The 16,092-nt window shown below is 37.2% G+C and carries 13 protein-coding genes; 4 read left to right on the top strand and 9 right to left on the bottom strand.

From position 1 onward, the window contains the following. Positions 1-132: 132 nt before the first annotated feature. Genes murB through WH267_RS11645 form a run of 3 tightly spaced genes read right to left on the bottom strand, consistent with a single transcriptional unit; the run spans position 133 to position 2,850 of the window. Positions 133-1,146 (bottom strand): UDP-N-acetylmuramate dehydrogenase, encoded by a 1,014-nt coding sequence (gene murB / locus WH267_RS11655; protein WP_340008373.1) that lies wholly within the window; start codon positions 1,144-1,146, stop codon positions 133-135. A gap of 3 nt (positions 1,147-1,149) precedes the next feature. Beyond that, positions 1,150-1,635, bottom strand: coding sequence for a hypothetical protein (locus WH267_RS11650; protein WP_340008371.1), 486 nt, complete (start codon positions 1,633-1,635; stop codon positions 1,150-1,152). Positions 1,636-1,644: 9 nt separating this feature from the next. Continuing rightward, positions 1,645-2,850, bottom strand: coding sequence for a pyridoxal phosphate-dependent aminotransferase (locus WH267_RS11645; protein WP_115968705.1), 1,206 nt, complete (start codon positions 2,848-2,850; stop codon positions 1,645-1,647). A gap of 213 nt (positions 2,851-3,063) precedes the next feature. On the opposite strand from WH267_RS11645, the gene WH267_RS11640 reads away from it, so the two are divergent. Both WH267_RS11640 and WH267_RS11635 read left to right on the top strand, forming a co-directional pair. Beyond that, positions 3,064-4,857 carry a T9SS type A sorting domain-containing protein gene (locus WH267_RS11640; protein WP_340008369.1) on the top strand — a complete coding sequence of 598 codons (1,794 nt, stop codon included), beginning with the start codon at positions 3,064-3,066 and terminating at the stop codon, positions 4,855-4,857. A 230-nt stretch (positions 4,858-5,087) separates the two neighbouring features. Continuing rightward, positions 5,088-5,543 carry a DUF1801 domain-containing protein gene (locus WH267_RS11635; RefSeq protein ID WP_340008367.1) on the top strand — a complete coding sequence of 152 codons (456 nt, stop codon included), beginning with the start codon at positions 5,088-5,090 and terminating at the stop codon, positions 5,541-5,543. Between the two features lie 201 nt (positions 5,544-5,744). Here WH267_RS11635 and WH267_RS11630 read toward each other — a convergent pair whose 3' ends face one another. The 4 genes from WH267_RS11630 to WH267_RS11615 are packed head-to-tail and all read right to left on the bottom strand — an operon-like array spanning position 5,745 to position 11,712. Continuing rightward, on the bottom strand, positions 5,745-7,004 hold the full coding sequence (locus tag WH267_RS11630) for a TolC family protein (RefSeq protein WP_340008365.1): 1,260 nt from the start codon (positions 7,002-7,004) through the stop codon (positions 5,745-5,747). Next, entirely contained in the window at positions 6,994-10,089 is a 3,096-nt protein-coding gene (locus tag WH267_RS11625) for an efflux RND transporter permease subunit (RefSeq protein ID WP_340008363.1), read from the bottom strand. The genes WH267_RS11630 and WH267_RS11625 overlap by 11 nt, the downstream gene beginning before the upstream one ends. 41 nt (positions 10,090-10,130) lie before the next feature. Next, positions 10,131-11,228, bottom strand: coding sequence for an efflux RND transporter periplasmic adaptor subunit (locus tag WH267_RS11620; protein ID WP_340008361.1), 1,098 nt, complete (start codon positions 11,226-11,228; stop codon positions 10,131-10,133). Between the two features lie 4 nt (positions 11,229-11,232). Beyond that, positions 11,233-11,712 carry an MgtC/SapB family protein gene (locus WH267_RS11615; protein ID WP_445223275.1) on the bottom strand — a complete coding sequence of 160 codons (480 nt, stop codon included), beginning with the start codon at positions 11,710-11,712 and terminating at the stop codon, positions 11,233-11,235. A gap of 438 nt (positions 11,713-12,150) precedes the next feature. On the opposite strand from WH267_RS11615, the gene WH267_RS11610 reads away from it, so the two are divergent. Then, complete coding sequence (locus WH267_RS11610) at positions 12,151-12,996, top strand: EamA family transporter (protein ID WP_123320649.1); 846 nt, start codon at positions 12,151-12,153, stop codon at positions 12,994-12,996. Between the two features lie 245 nt (positions 12,997-13,241). Here WH267_RS11610 and WH267_RS11605 read toward each other — a convergent pair whose 3' ends face one another. Both WH267_RS11605 and WH267_RS11600 read right to left on the bottom strand, forming a co-directional pair. Beyond that, positions 13,242-14,609, bottom strand: coding sequence for a sensor histidine kinase (locus WH267_RS11605; RefSeq protein ID WP_340008359.1), 1,368 nt, complete (start codon positions 14,607-14,609; stop codon positions 13,242-13,244). A gap of 10 nt (positions 14,610-14,619) precedes the next feature. Then, positions 14,620-15,318: a response regulator transcription factor gene (locus tag WH267_RS11600; RefSeq protein WP_115968717.1), complete on the bottom strand. Its 699-nt coding sequence runs from the start codon at positions 15,316-15,318 to the stop codon at positions 14,620-14,622. A gap of 114 nt (positions 15,319-15,432) precedes the next feature. On the opposite strand from WH267_RS11600, the gene WH267_RS11595 reads away from it, so the two are divergent. Further along, positions 15,433-16,089: a YiiX/YebB-like N1pC/P60 family cysteine hydrolase gene (locus WH267_RS11595; protein WP_340008357.1), complete on the top strand. Its 657-nt coding sequence runs from the start codon at positions 15,433-15,435 to the stop codon at positions 16,087-16,089. Positions 16,090-16,092: the final 3 nt, after the last annotated feature.

Raw genomic sequence — 16,092 nt, 5'->3', positions numbered from 1 at the left:
TATTCTAAATAAGCAGACCGCAAAATTATAAAATATAATAATGCCGGCCAATGATTATTTAGAATAAATTTAAATAAGAATACAAAATTCCGGAAAATACCCGGAATTCTGTTATATAATCTGATGTGAATGTTATATAATATTCACTTCCCGTTCAAGTTCAATTCCAAATTTATCCTTTACAGAATTGATAATTTCAGTAGAGAAATCAAAAATCTCTTTACCTGTTGCATCACCTGTTGCATTAATGATAACCAAAGATTGAAGTTTGTGTGAAGCTACATTTCCGATTTGCTTACCTTTCCATCCGCATTGTTCAATCAGCCATCCTGCAGGGACTTTAACCACATTTCCGTTAGGGTATCCCTGAATATTGTCAAATTTACTTTTTAACGTTTCAAATTGAACTAAAGGAATTGTAGGATTTTTAAAAAAGCTTCCGGCATTTCCGATGATCTTAGGATCCGGTAATTTACTTTGCCTGATAGTAATGACTGCTTTGGATACATCCTGAATAGAAGGGTTTTCAATACCCATTTTTTCAAGTTCGGATGTAATGGCTCCATATTCTGTTTTGATGCGATGATCCTTTTTAGTCAGTTTAAAAGTGACTTCCAAAATAATATATCTTCCTTTTCCTTCCTGTTTGAAGATAGAGTCTCTGTAACCAAATCTGCATTCTTCAAGATTGAAATTTTTAAGCTCAAGATTCTCAAGATCCAGTACCTGACAGTTTACAAATACGTCCTTTATTTCCATTCCGTAAGCTCCGATATTCTGCATAGGAGAAGTTCCTACATTCCCCGGAATTAAAGAAAGGTTTTCCAATCCGCCGTAATTTTTATTCAGACAGTACATCACAAATTCATGCCAGTTTTCGCCTGCTTTCGCGGTAACCAGAATTTCGTTTTCATTAAGATCTTCTTCTGAAATTCCTTTTAGGTTAAGTTGAATGGCAAGACCATCAAAATCTTTTGTCAACAGTATATTACTTCCTCCTCCCAACAATAGAAGAGGTAAAGATTTTTCTTTTGAAAAAGTAAGGGCATCTTTTAATTCTTCGATGTTGTTACTTTCAACAAAGTATTTTGCTTTGGCAGCAACGCCAAAGGTGTTATAAGGCTGTAAGGAAAAATTTTCTTGCATGTTTTATTTGTATTCTTTCGGAAGAATTTTGTCTAGTTGTTCTTTAAGTTGTTGAAACTGTTTGTAATGAATGGTGTCAACAAATGAATTGATGTAGATATGAGCTTTTTTCGGAGTACGGATCTGGAAAGCTTCATCTGTTCTGTCTACCGATTGTTGGCTTGGAGAACTTTTTATATAATCAAGATCTTCAACTCTGATGGATGAGGAGAGTTGCTTCCAGGTATCGGAACTGATGGCCGAGGCCCATGCCTTATGCATTTTATTGGAGGTGGTTCCTTTTTCTGCAGTGATTGAATCCTTAGTGACTTTTATGATTCTGTAATATCCATTGCTTCCCCCTATATTGGATAGTCCGATGAAGGTAATTTCGCGCGGATTTTTACTGATTGCAGATTTTTCTGATTTCTGCTGGTCACAGGAAAAAAATGCCGACAGCAAAAAAATCGAAAACAGTATTTTCAGATATATATTTTTTGTTGTCGGCATGATATGATTTTATAGGCTAAACTCTTCTCTGTATTGCTTTAAAGCATTTTTCAGAATTTCAGCACTTCTCTTAAGATCTTCTTCTTTCAGTACGTAAGCAATTCTTACCTGCTTTTTACCTAATTCAGGATCACTGTAGAATCCTCCTGCAGGAGCTACCATAATAGTTTCCTTGTTGTGGGAGTAGGATTCAAGCAGCCATTGTGCAAATTTCTCAGTATCATCTACAGGAAGTTCTGCAACACAGTAGAATGCACCTCTTGGTTTAGGGCAGATGACCCCTGGAATAGCATTTAAAAGATCTACTAAAATATTTCTTCTGTGAGTATATTCTTCTCTTACGGCTCTGATATAAGCTCCGTCATTCTGGTGAGCTGCAGTTGCTGCAATCTGTCCCAAAAGAACAGGACTTAGTCTTGCCTGTGCAAAAAGCATTGCTGCATTACGGATTTTCTGAGAGCGGGTTACCATACATCCGATTCTTACTCCACACATAGAATAACGCTTGGATTCTGAATCGATAACGATGCAGTTTTCTTTCAGTTCAGGGAAATCAAGAATAGATACCTGTTGTTTTCCGTCATATACATATTCTCTGTAAACCTCATCAGAGATGATTACAATATCATATTTTAAAGCAATATCAGCAAGTTTCTGAAGTTCTTCACGAGTATAAAGATATCCTGTAGGGTTACCTGGGTTACAAATGATGATTGCTCTTGTTTTTTCGGTGATCTTTTTTTCAAATTCTTCAATTGGAGGCAGAGCAAAACCAGTATCTATGGTAGATGAAACTGCGACTACATTCACATCAAATGTGCTGGTGAAGCCATTATAGTTAGCATAATAAGGCTCAGGGATGATTACTTCATCTCCATCGTCACACAAAGTTGAAATGGCAAAGTTTAGTGCTTCAGAGCCTCCATTGGTAACAATAAAGTTATCAGGGGTAAGGTCTGAAAAACCTAAAGAATGATAATATTCTGTAAGGGCTTTTCTGTAATCCAGGTTACCTTCAGAAAGTGCATATTCCAATACTTTAAGATCGATGTTTTTTAAAGCATTTAATGCTGTTTCCGGAGTTTCAATATCAGGCTGCCCGATATTAAGGTGATATACTTTTATTCCTTTTTGTTTTGCTTGTAACGCAAAGGGAACCAGTTTTCTTACCGGCGATGGTGGCATATGCAGTGCTCTGTTTGAAATATTCGGCATTGTTCAAAAATTTGTATGACAAAAATAGGATTTAATTTCCCAATAATAAAATTAAGAACAGGAAGAAACGGCTTATTATGCACTTGCGGAGTAGATTATTTTAACGGTTTTAATGTGAATGTTGAGATTATTTCATGTAATTGTTAAATATTTATTAAAAATAAGTTTTTTATGTTGATATTTTTCTTAATTTTCAATTTAAATATAAAAAAAATGACAATAAGTTTATTTTCTAGAGTACTTCCCGCAGTTGCTCTTCTCTCAGCCGTCTCTATTACGGCTCAAAATTTTCAAACGATGCCTATTGCATCTGGATTTACAGCTGATGTAATTGCTAATGGAATAGGATCGGCATCCGTTTCTACAACGTCTGATGTAGACGGGGTATCTTTTGCTTTTGTGGCGAAAGATTTTAAACTGACCTCTACCAGTACTCCTCTCACGTATGGTCTTCCTGCAGATGGAATCATCAATTCAGTTGTAGCCTCTACTCCCGGCCTTTCTTATCAATTGGGAGATTTAAGTGCTAATAACTCTTTAAAACTAGCTTCAAGCGGAGAGAGCGGAACTTTGGTATTTACGACTCCAAAAGCTGCTGTTAAACTGTATATGCTTGCCACAAGTGGTAGTGGAACATCAGTCGTAAGTGCTACAGTGACTTTCACAGATAATACAACTCAAATATTCTCTAATGTCAGTCTTTCAGACTGGTACAGTGGTTCTAATTTTGCCATTCAGGGAATTGGAAGAATTAACAGGGATAACAATATCTTAGATCCTAGTAGTAACAACCCAAGACTGTATCAATCCGTTTTGAATATTGATGCAGCTAATCAGGCTAAGCCAATACAGAGTATTACCGTTACCAAAAGTTCAGGATCCGGTATTCCTAACATATTTGCTTTCTCTGCAGATGCTTTTTCAGATTGTATGGCACCTGTTACAGATGCAGCAACAGGAGTAACTTCAAATTCAGCGCAAATATCATGGACAGTGCCTGCGAGCAATCAGACTACGGGTTATGATATTTATTATAGCACAAGTTCAACCGTACCTGCGAGTAACGCCAACCCTAATCATTCCAATGTGACAGGAACTTCTTATACTTTGAATAACTTATCTCCAAGTACAGTTTATTATTACTGGGTAAGAGCCAATTGCAGTACGGCAACAAGTAAAAGTTCATGGTCTCTTGTTAAATCATTTACAACACAGTGTGGTGCGTTAGTGCCTGCCTATACTAATAATTTTAGTAGTTTTCCGGGATTATGCTGGGCTAATAATTTAGTAGGAGGAGATCCGGCTACTGGGCCATCAGGTACAGGTTCTTTTTATTGGGGATCACGTAGTTTTTTAAATAATTCAGCTAATGGACCTTCAGCACATATGAATTTATTTTCTTCGGATAGAACAGGGTGGCTGAAAACGGGAGCCTTTAACCTGTCAGCAGGAGGATATAAAGTGAAATTTAATTACGGGATCACTACCTATTCAGGTACTGCTTCTTCTTCAATGGATAGTGATGATGTTGTTCATTTCCTGGTTTCCAATGATGGTGGAACTACATGGGTAATTCTGCAAACCTGGGATTCAAGTAATTCTCCATCTAACACATCAAATGAATATACCTTCGATCTGGCTAACTTTACGAATGCAAATACTATATTTGCTTTTTATGGAAGTACAGGACCGCTAGACGAAGACCTGGATTATAATTTCTATGTGAAGAATTTTACCATTGAAAATGCTCAGCTAAGTACCTCGGAAGTAAACCGTCAGGAGAAAAAAGTATCCGTTCATCCGAATCCTTTTAAAGATATTCTGTATATATCAGATACAAGAGATATTAAGTCTGTAACTGTAACCGATACTACAGGAAGAACTGTGAAAACAATGGAAGGTTCTGCGAAAGAACTTGATCTGAGCAAATTAAATTCGGGGCTGTATTTTGTGATTCTTCACTTTAAGGATGGATCTCATTCTACTGTAAAAGCAATCAAGAAATAATTTTTTAGTGTAAATAAAGTTGGGCGGCAGTACATTTTTGTACTGCTGCTTTTTTTAAGGTAAGAAAGTCCTCAAAATCTTAAAATCATATAATCATATAATCCATTTATACTGATTTATGATATTTTCAGCCATTATATGTTGAATGGTAACTTACAGTCTCCTTCTTCCTTCTTCCAGTCTAATAATCAATAATATTTCTTAATTTAAACCTCTAAAACTTTCTGAAAATGCAAATCATATCAAACTCACTGGAAGACTATCTTTCAAAGATTCCGGAAGAAAGACAGGAGCCGTTTAAAAAACTTTTTGATATTATCAAAAACAACCTGCCAAAAGGTTTTGAAGAAGCTACCAATTATGGAATGCTAGGGTGGGTGGTTCCACTGGAAACCTATCCTGCGGGCTATCATTGTACACCTAGTACACCTTTACCATTTATTAACCTGGCTTCACAAAAGAATTTCATTGCCTTGTATCATATGGGATTATATTCCAGACCGGACCTTCTGGATTGGTTTGTAGCCGAATATCCTAAACATTCCAGAAAAAAACTGGATATGGGAAAATCCTGTGTACGTTTCAAAAAACCTGAAGATATCCCTTTTGAATTAATCGCAGAATTAAGCAAAAAAATGACTGTGAAAGACTGGATCAATATCTATGAATCTCAGTATAAGAAATAACAAAAGCCCTGAATCATATAGTTTTCAGGGCTTTTTTTAAGCAGAAAGCGAGAAGCGGGATGCTGGAAGTTCCTGTTGTATCTTTGATAGTTTATCGTTTATTATTAAAAATATTTCAAGGTTTAAAAGGCTAATTAATGGCATTCAGTTATTTTTCAGCGAGTATAAACTTCCTTCTTCCAACTTTTAACTTCCTTTCTTTTAGAACTCAATATCCCAGATTCCGGCTTTTCGCTCAAGTTCTATTAAAGCGGAAGCGTTTTCTGCTAAAAGCTGGAAATAATTCTGACGAAGCTCGTTAAATGTCCTTTGGGCATTGAGAACTTCTAAAATAGAGCTTTCTCCCCGCTGATAACTGTAAGTAATGCCTTTCAGTATGTTTTCCGCTTCTTTTAATATTCCATTGTCAAACTGCTGGAGTTGCTTTTGTACAGAAGTATATTGCTGATAAGCCTGAGTAACTTCCATTCGGATATTGTTTTCAATCTGTCTGTATTCCGTTTCTGCCTGTGAATAGCCTATTTCTGCAATTTTTAAATCAGCATTCCGGTGATTGGAAAATTTCAAAGGAACACTGATTCCAAATTTTACCGTATTAACAGCAGGAGAGGGTGCAATTTCATTATTGGCAACAGTATTGTGTCCGGCACCGGCACTTAATCCTAAATCTATGATACGGTTGGCTTTTTCAAGTTTAACACGGCTTGCAGCAGTATTAATATTTTGTTTTGAAGCCAGAAGGTCTGCTCTTTCATTAAAAGCTTGTGTGATAAGGTCATTCAATATGAAGTTTCTGTTGAATGTATTAAGATTTCCACTTACATCTTTCCCGGTACAGTCACTTCCTATAAAATCGGATAGAGCTGTAACAGATTGTTGTTGGGCTCCTTCAAGCTGATAAACTTCATTCAATAAAGAAGAAGCTTCCAGTCGGGTCTGTTGTGATGTCACTTTGGATATATCACCCAATCTGTATCGGATACTGTCGGATTTTGCTAATGTAAGCATGCTCTGATAGGATTCTTTCTGCACATTCAGTAATGCCTTTGCTTTTAATGCTTCAATGTATCCTAAAGTAGCATCAGCAAACAGATTTCTTACATAATCCTGTAGCTGTAACCTGGAATATTCAGCTTCATTCTTTGCTATTTCTATTCTGGCTTTTCTTTTGCCACCCAGCTCAAGGGTCCAGCTGACAGCTCCTCCTACGGTATATCCCATATCTTTAGATACCCCATTGTTGGAGGTTTCCATTTCAATCTGAGGGTCCGGGAAAATTCCTGCGGTGAGGATAGAGGCTTCAGCCATGCTGACATTATATTTCTGTGCGGCTAGGCCAAGGTTTTTATCCTTTACATATTTCAGATATTCATTAAAATAGATAGGCTCTTGTTCTGTTTGGGCCTTGATGAATATGCCGGTAACGGTACAGAATAATATGATTAAAAAATTAAATTTCATGAGAGGTTGTATTTTGTTTGTCAAAGCGATATTCAGCTAAATAATAAATGGTAGGAAGTACAAATAGGGTAAGGAATGTGGAAAACATTAATCCATATACAATCACAGTAGCCAAAGGTCTTTGTACATCTGATCCGATTCCTGTTGCCAGAGAAGCGGGTAATAATCCTATGATGGCTACAGAAGCGGTCATCAGTACAGGCCTGAAACGGTCCTTCGCTCCCTGAATAACGGATGCTTTAAGCGGAATTCCACTTTTTCTTAGGGTATTGATATGAGAAACCATAATCACTCCATTCTGAATAGCCACTCCGAATAAAGCAATGAAACCTACAGCAGAAGAAACGTTGAGTGACATTCCCCTGATATTCAAGGCAAGCATTCCTCCAAATAAAGCAAGCGGAATAATACTCATTAAAATCAATGCCTGTCTGAATGTTCCAAATGCACCATACAGTAATAGGAACATCACTGCTAATGCTAATGGTACAATAACCGCCAGCCTTGAATAGGCTCTGTTCTTGTTTTCAAACTGCCCACCCCATTTGATCTGATATTTTTCATGATCGTAGCGAATGTTCTTTTCAATGCTCTTTTGTGCTTCGTTGAGAAATGAAGTAAGATCACGTCCCCGAAGGTTCAGTTTTACAGTAAGATGTCTTTTGTTCATTTCTCTTGTAATGGTACTTTCTCCGGTACTCAGTTTTACTGAGGCAATCTGTGAAAGCGGAATTTTTGCTCCTGAAGAAGAAGCCAGCATCAGATTTCCGATTTTTTCAGGAGTATTACGGCTGTCTTCCACATAGCGGCAGGATATATCATATACTTTGTTACCAATGAAAATTTGGGAGACAGCTTTTCCTCCAAGGGCTGTTTCAATAAGATCAGTAACATCAGAAACATTCAAACCATATTGGGCAATTTTATTTCTGTCGGCCACAATCTGCAATTGAGGAAGAGGAGGTTCCTGATCAATGGCAAGATCTGCGGAGCCGGGAACGGTTTTTAAGAGGGAAAGAATATTTTCTGCCACCTGTCGGGTTCCAGCGAAGTCATCACCATATATTTTTACCACCAGTTCACTGTGCGCTCCTGATATTTTATCCATAACACCATCAATCATTGGTTGGGAAAAACCTACGGTAAAGCCCGGCATTTCTTTATAATCTTCTGCCAGTTCTCTGATGAGGTCTGCTTTTGTTTTTCCTGATGTCCATTCCTTGTAGGGTTTTATTCCTACAGATACTTCAAAGTGAGAAGCCGTCCATGGATCTGTGCCATCATCATTACGGCCTGCCTGAACCATAATGTAAGTAACTTCTGAGTGTTTCATTGTTCTCAGACGGAGAGAATCACTCATTTCCTGAGCTTTTTTCAAGGAAATTCCAGGTGGAAGCTGTACCTGAAGCCAGATAGAACCTTCATCAAGTTCAGGTAAGAAATCTTTCCCTACGCTGTAGGAGAGAATTCCGGAACCAAGCAATACGATTCCTGCAGGAATAAAGATCTTTTTCGGAGCAGACATGATTTTATCTATTCCTTTTCCATAAGCGTTACTTACTTTTTCAAGCCATCGGTTATGATAGAGTTTTCGGGGCTTTCTGTAAATCATATAAGCCAATCCGGGAATCAGTAATAAAGCAACGGCTAATGCACCTAATAATGCATATCCTACTGTAAATGCCATGGGAGTAAATAATTTTTTTTCCACTCTTTCAAATGCGAATAAAGGCAGATAAGCCGTAATGATGATAATTCCTGAAAAGAATATCGGTTTCGCAATTTCAGTGGCCTTTTGAATGATTGTTTTTTCGTCCAGTTCCTTTTCTGGATGGTCTTCTCTTTGTCTTAAAATAGCTTCCAGCATTACGATGGAACCGTCTACAATAATTCCGAAATCTATGGCTCCCAATGACAGAAGGTTGGCAGGAATATTGGTGAAATGCATTAAAATAAAAGCAATAAGAAGTGAAAAAGGAATGGTAATCGCTGTAAGAAGAGCACCCCGCCAGCTTCCAAGGAATACAATTAATATAATAATCACCAATACAATTCCTTCCGTTAAAGTATGGGAAACTGTAGTAAGAGTAGTCTTTACCAGGTCCGTTCTATCCAGATAGGTATGGATTTTTACTCCAGCCGGAAGAATATTTTTGTTGAGTTCATCTACTGCTTCATGAACACCTGTTAACACTTGTGACGGATTTTGTCCTTTCAATAACAAGACGATTCCACCTACACTTTCATTGTAGTTTCTGTTTCGGTCGGTAAAACCGAGAATTCCTTTGCGTTCCAGATTTCCGTATTTTAATGTTCCGATATCATTTAAAAAGACAGGAACTCCTTTTTCTGTTTTTACAACGGTCTTTCCAAGGTCATCAAGATTTTTAATCAATCCGATCCCACGGACTACATAGGCCAGATCTCCACGGGGAAGCATACTTCCCCCTGCACTGGCGTTATTTTTACTGATGGTTTCAATGATTTCCGAAAGAGAAAGACCATATTGCTCCAGTTTGTTGGGATCTAATTCTATCTGAAACTGAGTGGTTATTCCTCCAAAATTGGTCACATCCGCAATTCCTGAAACCTGTTTTATTCTCGGAATGATTACGAAATTCTGAAGATCAGTAAGTTCTCTTAAACTGTGATTATCACTTTCAATAACATAGCGATAGATTTCTCCCACAGGCGAAGTCAGTGGATCCAGTCCCGGCTGGGCACCATAAGGCAGTGAAACCTCAGCCAGCCTTTCCTGAATACGCTGTCTTGCCCAATAATCATCAATTCCGTCATCAAATACAATGGTAATCATGGAAAGTCCAAAAGTACTTTTGCTTCGCATAACATGCATTCCCGGAATTCCGTTAAGGGCTCTTTCCAGCGGAATAGTGATTTGCTGTTCTACTTCTTCAGCTGCGAGTCCCTGTACCTGGGTGACAACCTGTGAAGTGGTATCTGCAATGTCCGGATAAGCTTCAACGGAAAGTTTAGTCCAGGAATAGTATCCAAAAAATCCTAATAATATAAAGAGGGCTAGTATAAGCCATTTTTTCTGTATGGAAACTGTTAATAACTTTTTCATAATCTAACTTTATGGGAAACTTCAATTTCCTCATTTTACATTTATTTTACATCCAGCAGATAAATTCCTCCTGTCGTCATGATCTCATCTCCGGATGTAAGTCCTGAAGTAATCTTTACTGTTTTTTCAGAAGCTTCAGCAGTGGTTACATTGCGTTTCACAAATTGGTTTTTTCCTCTTTTAATCCAGACATATTGATTGTCGTCTTTTTGCATCAGCGAAGAGGTTGGGATAATAATTGTGTTTTCAGAATCGGTGGAGTAGGTAATGGTAGCAAACATGCCGGGTTTTAATGTTCTGTCAGGATTATCACATTGTATTAAAACCTTAATACTTCTTGTTGCTTCATCTACCCAATCATTGATATGATATACTTTTCCGGCAATGGCCCTGTCCGGATAAGTATTGACTTTTACAGCTACCTGATCTCCGTTTTTAATGAACCGAAGATCTTTTTCTTTCACTTCTCCGGAGATCCAGACTTTGGAAAGTTCAGCAACAACCATTACAGGGTCTGCATCTTCACGGAGATACTGTCCGGTAACTATTTTGTTGGAAATAACTTCTCCGGCAATAGGGGCTCTTACAATTAAACCTCCGGAACCCTTACTCTGGCTGTTGTAAATCTTTAATGCAGTAGATGCATTTGATAAGGAGATCTTTTTATTCCTAAACTCAGTTTCAGATTCTTCCAGTTCCTTTTGTATTCCCACACCATGTTTTACAAGATCCTGCTGGCGTTTGTATTTTTTTTCGGCCAACCCAGCTTCATTCAAAGCATCGGAATATTCTTTCTGTATATCCAGATAGCCAGAGGAAAGGACTTCAAAAAGAGGGCTTCCGGCATTTACCTTTTGTCCAATATTGACAAATGCCTTTGTAATTCTTCCTGAAAAAGGACTGGCTATTTCGGCGTAATTGTTAGGAATAGCTTCTATGGTTCCTACAGAAGTAATGTCATGATTGTATTCCTGATCACTGACGGTGATGGTTTTAATTTTCTTTAAAACAGGGTTGTTTTCAGGAATGGTAACCTGATTGTCTTTCAGAGTGATTTCCTGTTCTGAGACTTGTTGAGGCACATTGTCCTTGCAGGAGAATGCAAAAAGGGTAATAACGCTTAAGGTGATTCTTTTCATGATCTTAATAAAATTGGGTACTGTTGCTGATTTTGGGTTTTGTACTGCTCTTTTTCTTAATAGCCAGTTTCTTACTTCTGGCTTCCTTTTGAGTAGATAAAGTGGGTCGTAGAAATATATTTGTGGAAACAATGAAAAAGACGGTAATGAGTGCTTCTTTAGGGTATCCCAGCGCACATAATGCTCCTATTGCAGCGGAACACCATAAAGTAGCGGCAGTATTTAACCCCCGAACGGTAAGGCCGTCTTTCATAATAACACCGCCACCAAGGAATCCGATCCCGCTAACAATATAAGAGGTGATTCTTCCGGCTGCATCACCTCCGATTCTGATGGCGATTAAGACGAATGCTGCGGAGCCTATACAAACTAAAGTATTGGTGCGAAGGCCTGCATTTTTTTTACGCCACTGTCTTTCGAAGCCTATGCCGGCGCCTAAACAGGATGCAGTTAATAAGCGAAGGGTAAATTCAAATGTATTCATAACTTTTCCTTTTTTATAAAGCTTGAAAGCTGTACGGGAAAAGTGAGTACAACTAAAGCTTTTAAGATTGATAATTACTGTAGGGATCTGCGTCCATGTGCTTTATTTTTTACAGTGCAAAAGTAGTAAGGCTGGCTTTTTTTAGCCGTTAGAAAAGCTTTAGAATGCTATTAGAATTGTATTAGAAAAAATGGTGATGAGACTTTTTAGTAAAAAATATATACTTGATAGTATGATTTGATACTATGCATAGATTTATTAATGGTTACAGATGAGAATTAAAGTCATAATCTGTAACCATTTTTTAAGCTGAAATTTCAATACATTTGGCAAAAATCTAGCTTTGTGGTATAATAATATTAATTATTACAGAATAAAGCTTGCTTTATCTTCCGGTTTCAAACCATGGTTGTCTTTAATAAATTATAAATTTTAGAAATGAAAAATTCAAACTTAGCGATTCCTGCTACATTGCTAGCCATTATCTGTGTACAGGGTGGAGCATCAATTGCCAAGCAGCTTTTCCCGGCAATCGGAGCTATTGGAACCGTTACTTTAAGGATTGTACTTTCTGCTATTATACTTACCATTATCAATCGTCCCAAATTTTTACAGTTTACCCCACAAAAATGGAAGTATTGTGCAATGTATGGAGTGGGATTGGCAGCCATGAATCTTATTTTTTATATGGCTATCCAGAGGATTCCTTTGGGTCTGGCTGTAACTGTGGAATTTGCAGGGCCATTATTTCTTGCGTTGGCATTATCCCGTAAACTATTGGATGTAGTTTGGGCGCTATTGGCCTGTGTGGGAATATTGCTTATTGTGCCGTGGAAGAGCGATCATATTGATTTACTAGGTCTTGGATTAGCTTTCCTGGCAGGGATATTCTGGGCGCTCTATATTGTAATGGGCGGAAAAGTTTCTAAAATAATGGATGGAAAAGATGCTGTAACCACCGGAATGTTATTTGCCAGTTTGGTAATTATTCCATTTACGATTTGGGATGGGGCTGTTTTCAATATTACACCAACTATTTTTGTAAAAGGATTGGGAGTCGCAATTCTGTCGAGTGCCTTACCGTTTTCTCTGGAGATGATGGCTTTAAAAAAGCTTCCGGCAAAAACTTTCAGTATTCTGATGAGCCTGGAACCCGCATTTGCAGCTCTTTCCGGATTAGTATTTCTTGCAGAAGAACTCTCTTTTTTACAATGGATTTCTATTGGATGTGTAATTGCAGCAAGTATTGGAACTACTATCTTCAGCAAAATTTCTCATGAATAATTTTTTAAACCATTAAGAAGCCTTAGGGCTTTAAGGAAAGTTAAGTTTCAAGTAAACTTGAATGAAGCAGTGTGCTTCATTTCAAGGTTGGTATAAAAAGAAAATCAGAGATTTTATAAACTTATGTGTACTTATTATATATGCCGCTTGTCACTTAAAATCCCTTAAGTGTTTATAATTTTTGTGTCTTTTGACTTCGTCGAATCTTCGATTTGTGGTTAAAGAATATTTGCCACGTAAAAAATCTAAACCGTTTCAATATCAAATATCACTGTAAAAACAGTTTCATTATTTTCAGAGGCTACTTTGATGATTGCATGGTGCAGATGAATAATTTTCTCCGTTAAGAAAAGCCCGATTCCGTATCCTTTTTCATGTCTGGAGGTATCACTTCTGTAAAAAGGTTCAAAAATATGAAGTAAGTCTTTCTGTAAAATGGCAATTCCTGTATTGATAAAACTGATGATAAGCTTTTCATTGTTTGCTTTAACATCAATCATACAGGTATGAACCGGAGAATATTTACAGGCATTATCGATAAGGTTATTAAAGGCAACCTGCAATAAATATTCATTTCCCTGTATAACAAGTTGATGTTCTTCTATTGTGTTGTCAATATTCAAAGAAACTTTGTATTCTTGATTTTCCTTTATTATTTTCGAATAAGATTCCAGTAAAATTTCATCCAATCGGACTTCTGAAAAACTGATTTCATTAGGATCATAGCTTGCTTTGGCAAGATCCATCAGGCTGTTGGATAACTTCACCATATTACGGGCATCATCCAGAGCATATTGAATAGTTTGCTGATATTCCTCCCGGGTTTGTTCCTTTTCAGAAGAGAACTCCAATTCTGTAATAATTGCGGATAGAGGAGTACGAAGTTCATGTGAAATATTGGAAACAAAATGTTTTTGAGCATCAAACGAATTTTCCAGGCGTTCAAGCATTCCGTTAAAATTTTGAGCAAGTTCATTCAGTTCGTCTTTTTCACTAGTAGTTTTTAATCGAAGCTGTAATTTGCCTGCGGTAATATTTTTAATCTGGCTCACCATTTCACTGAGGGGATTCAGCGCTTTTTTTGAAAGAAATATTCCTGCCAGATACACCAAAATTAAAATACTGATAAAAGCAATGATACTGATGGTAAGAAGATGATTGATAGATTTGTAACCATATTGATCGTACCCGGCAGCAGTTACCAGATATTCCTTTCCATTATGAGAGTAAACTGTTCCTATGGCTTGAAGATCACCAATGAAAAAACTGATTTCCTTCTTTTTAAAAATATTGGAAAGCATTTTTGGATCCTCCTTAACAAAATCTACCTTTGAATCATCATGATATACCAGATTGAATTCCGGATCATAGATAGCCACCTGAACTTCATTAATAGTTTTTGTGTTATTCTTGTAAACCCGGTGCATTTCCTTTTCGCTCAATGTACTTTGAAAGAAAAGATTGGCTTTTGCTACTGCTTCGTTGTTGAGCTGGGCATAAAATGAAACTTCTCTGGCTTCACTAGAAGAATAATATACTGCAATACCATAAAATATCATCAGCATGGCTGTGACAATGGTAAAGAGTAGGGTAAGCCGGGTCCTGATTTTCATTTCTTAGCTCTTATTGCTGGTGTTCTTCGTATCCTTTTTTTAAAATAAAGCCCATACCTGCTTTGGTATGAATCAGTTTATGTTCAAAATCCCTGTCAATTTTTTTCCGGATATAGTTGATGTAGACATCAATAAAATTGGTTCCTGTATCAAAATGAGTTTCCCATACATTTTCAGCGATCTCTGAGCGGGAAAGGACCCTTTCCGGATTTTCCAGCATGTATTTCATAAGGTTAAATTCTTTAGGGGTAAGTTTGATAGCGATGCCGTTTCTGCTTATGGATTTCAATTTGAGATCCATTTCAATATTTTCATACCTTAAAAGCTGTTCTGTGGGAGTGTGCATCGAGAATCTTTTCATTAAAACTTTAACTCTTGCAATCAGTTCGCGCATTTCAAAAGGTTTGGTAAGGTAATCATCTGCCCCGGAATCAAAACCTTCCAGCTTATCATCTGTAGTTCCCAATGCAGTCAGCATAATGACCGGAATCTGTGGTTTTAGATTTTTTATTTCCTTGCAAAAATCCAGTCCATTTTTCAAAGGCACAATAATATCCGTAATGATGAGGTTGAAATCCTGAGTAGAAGCCAGTTCTGTAGCCTTTTCACCATCATAGGCAAAGCTTACATCCATATCCTCTTCAAGAAGTCCTCTTCCAATAAGGCGGGAAAGTCTTTTATCATCTTCAACAAGTAAAATATGAGGCATAAAAGTAGCAAAAGGGTTTGGTTACTATGAAAGTTACTCGGTCTGTTCCACAAATGTAATGATTTCTATTTTGTAATTTTGACGTAAATAACAATCAGAATATCAGAAATTAAAATGATTTTCAATAAAAAAATAAAAAAAGGAATTGCTGGCGGACTTCTATCTCTTTTAATCTTGCTGTTAGTGCAATGTAATTCCTATCCCGGAACAAGCCAGCTTCAAAACGGAGATTTGCTTTTTGTAACAGCAAAAGAAAGCGGGCTTTCAGGAGCCATTAATAATGTTACTCAAAAGCAGAAGATAGCTTCCTTTGATCATATCGGCATTCTCGAAAAAGAAGGAAAGAAATTGTTTGTTTTGCATGCAGCTCCAAAAGGCGGTTCACAAAAGCAAAGTTTAAATGATTTTGTGAAGGATCAGAAAAAAGATCAGCAAAATATTGTGGTATACCGTCTCAAGGCTGAATATCAGAAATCAATTTCTGTGGCTATTGAGCATGCACATTCTATGCTGGGGAAGCCTTATAATTTCAATTATATTTTGGATGAAAATTCTTATTACTGTTCAGATTTTGTAGAAAGAGCTTTTCGGGATGATCATATTTTTAAATTAGAACCTATGACGTTCATGGATCCGAAGACAGGAAAGGTCAATAGATTCTGGGAAGAATTTTACACTAAGAAAAAACTGAAGGTTCCTGAAGGAGAACCTGGTTGTAATCCCAATGGATTGGCCGGATCAGAAAAGTTAGAAAGGGTAGGAGAACTTTGAAGC

It is taken from the genome of Chryseobacterium sp. MYb328 (assembly GCF_037572595.1).
In the GTDB taxonomy this organism is placed as follows: Bacteria; Bacteroidota; Bacteroidia; order Flavobacteriales; family Weeksellaceae; genus Chryseobacterium; species Chryseobacterium pennae.
The sequence above is the reverse complement of the archived record's forward strand: the minus strand, read 5'-3'. Positions and strand labels throughout refer to the sequence as shown.

Excerpts from the sequence above, each read along its gene's own strand:
- WH267_RS11600 (WP_115968717.1), bottom strand. The coding sequence starts at position 15,318 with ATGCCTCATATTTTACTTGTTGAAGATGATAAAAGACTTTCCCGCCTT.
- WH267_RS11605 (WP_340008359.1), bottom strand. The coding sequence starts at position 14,609 with ATGAAAATCAGGACCCGGCTTACCCTACTCTTTACCATTGTCACAGCC.
- WH267_RS11620 (WP_340008361.1), bottom strand. The coding sequence starts at position 11,228 with ATGAAAAGAATCACCTTAAGCGTTATTACCCTTTTTGCATTCTCCTGC.
- WH267_RS11610 (WP_123320649.1), top strand. The coding sequence starts at position 12,151 with ATGAAAAATTCAAACTTAGCGATTCCTGCTACATTGCTAGCCATTATC.
- WH267_RS11640 (WP_340008369.1), top strand. The coding sequence starts at position 3,064 with ATGACAATAAGTTTATTTTCTAGAGTACTTCCCGCAGTTGCTCTTCTC.
- WH267_RS11625 (WP_340008363.1), bottom strand. The coding sequence starts at position 10,089 with ATGAAAAAGTTATTAACAGTTTCCATACAGAAAAAATGGCTTATACTA.
- WH267_RS11615 (WP_445223275.1), bottom strand. The coding sequence starts at position 11,712 with ATGAATACATTTGAATTTACCCTTCGCTTATTAACTGCATCCTGTTTA.
- WH267_RS11645 (WP_115968705.1), bottom strand. The coding sequence starts at position 2,850 with ATGCCGAATATTTCAAACAGAGCACTGCATATGCCACCATCGCCGGTA.
- WH267_RS11630 (WP_340008365.1), bottom strand. The coding sequence starts at position 7,004 with ATGAAATTTAATTTTTTAATCATATTATTCTGTACCGTTACCGGCATA.
- WH267_RS11595 (WP_340008357.1), top strand. The coding sequence starts at position 15,433 with ATGATTTTCAATAAAAAAATAAAAAAAGGAATTGCTGGCGGACTTCTA.
- murB (WP_340008373.1), bottom strand. The coding sequence starts at position 1,146 with ATGCAAGAAAATTTTTCCTTACAGCCTTATAACACCTTTGGCGTTGCT.
- WH267_RS11635 (WP_340008367.1), top strand. The coding sequence starts at position 5,088 with ATGCAAATCATATCAAACTCACTGGAAGACTATCTTTCAAAGATTCCG.
- WH267_RS11650 (WP_340008371.1), bottom strand. The coding sequence starts at position 1,635 with ATGCCGACAACAAAAAATATATATCTGAAAATACTGTTTTCGATTTTT.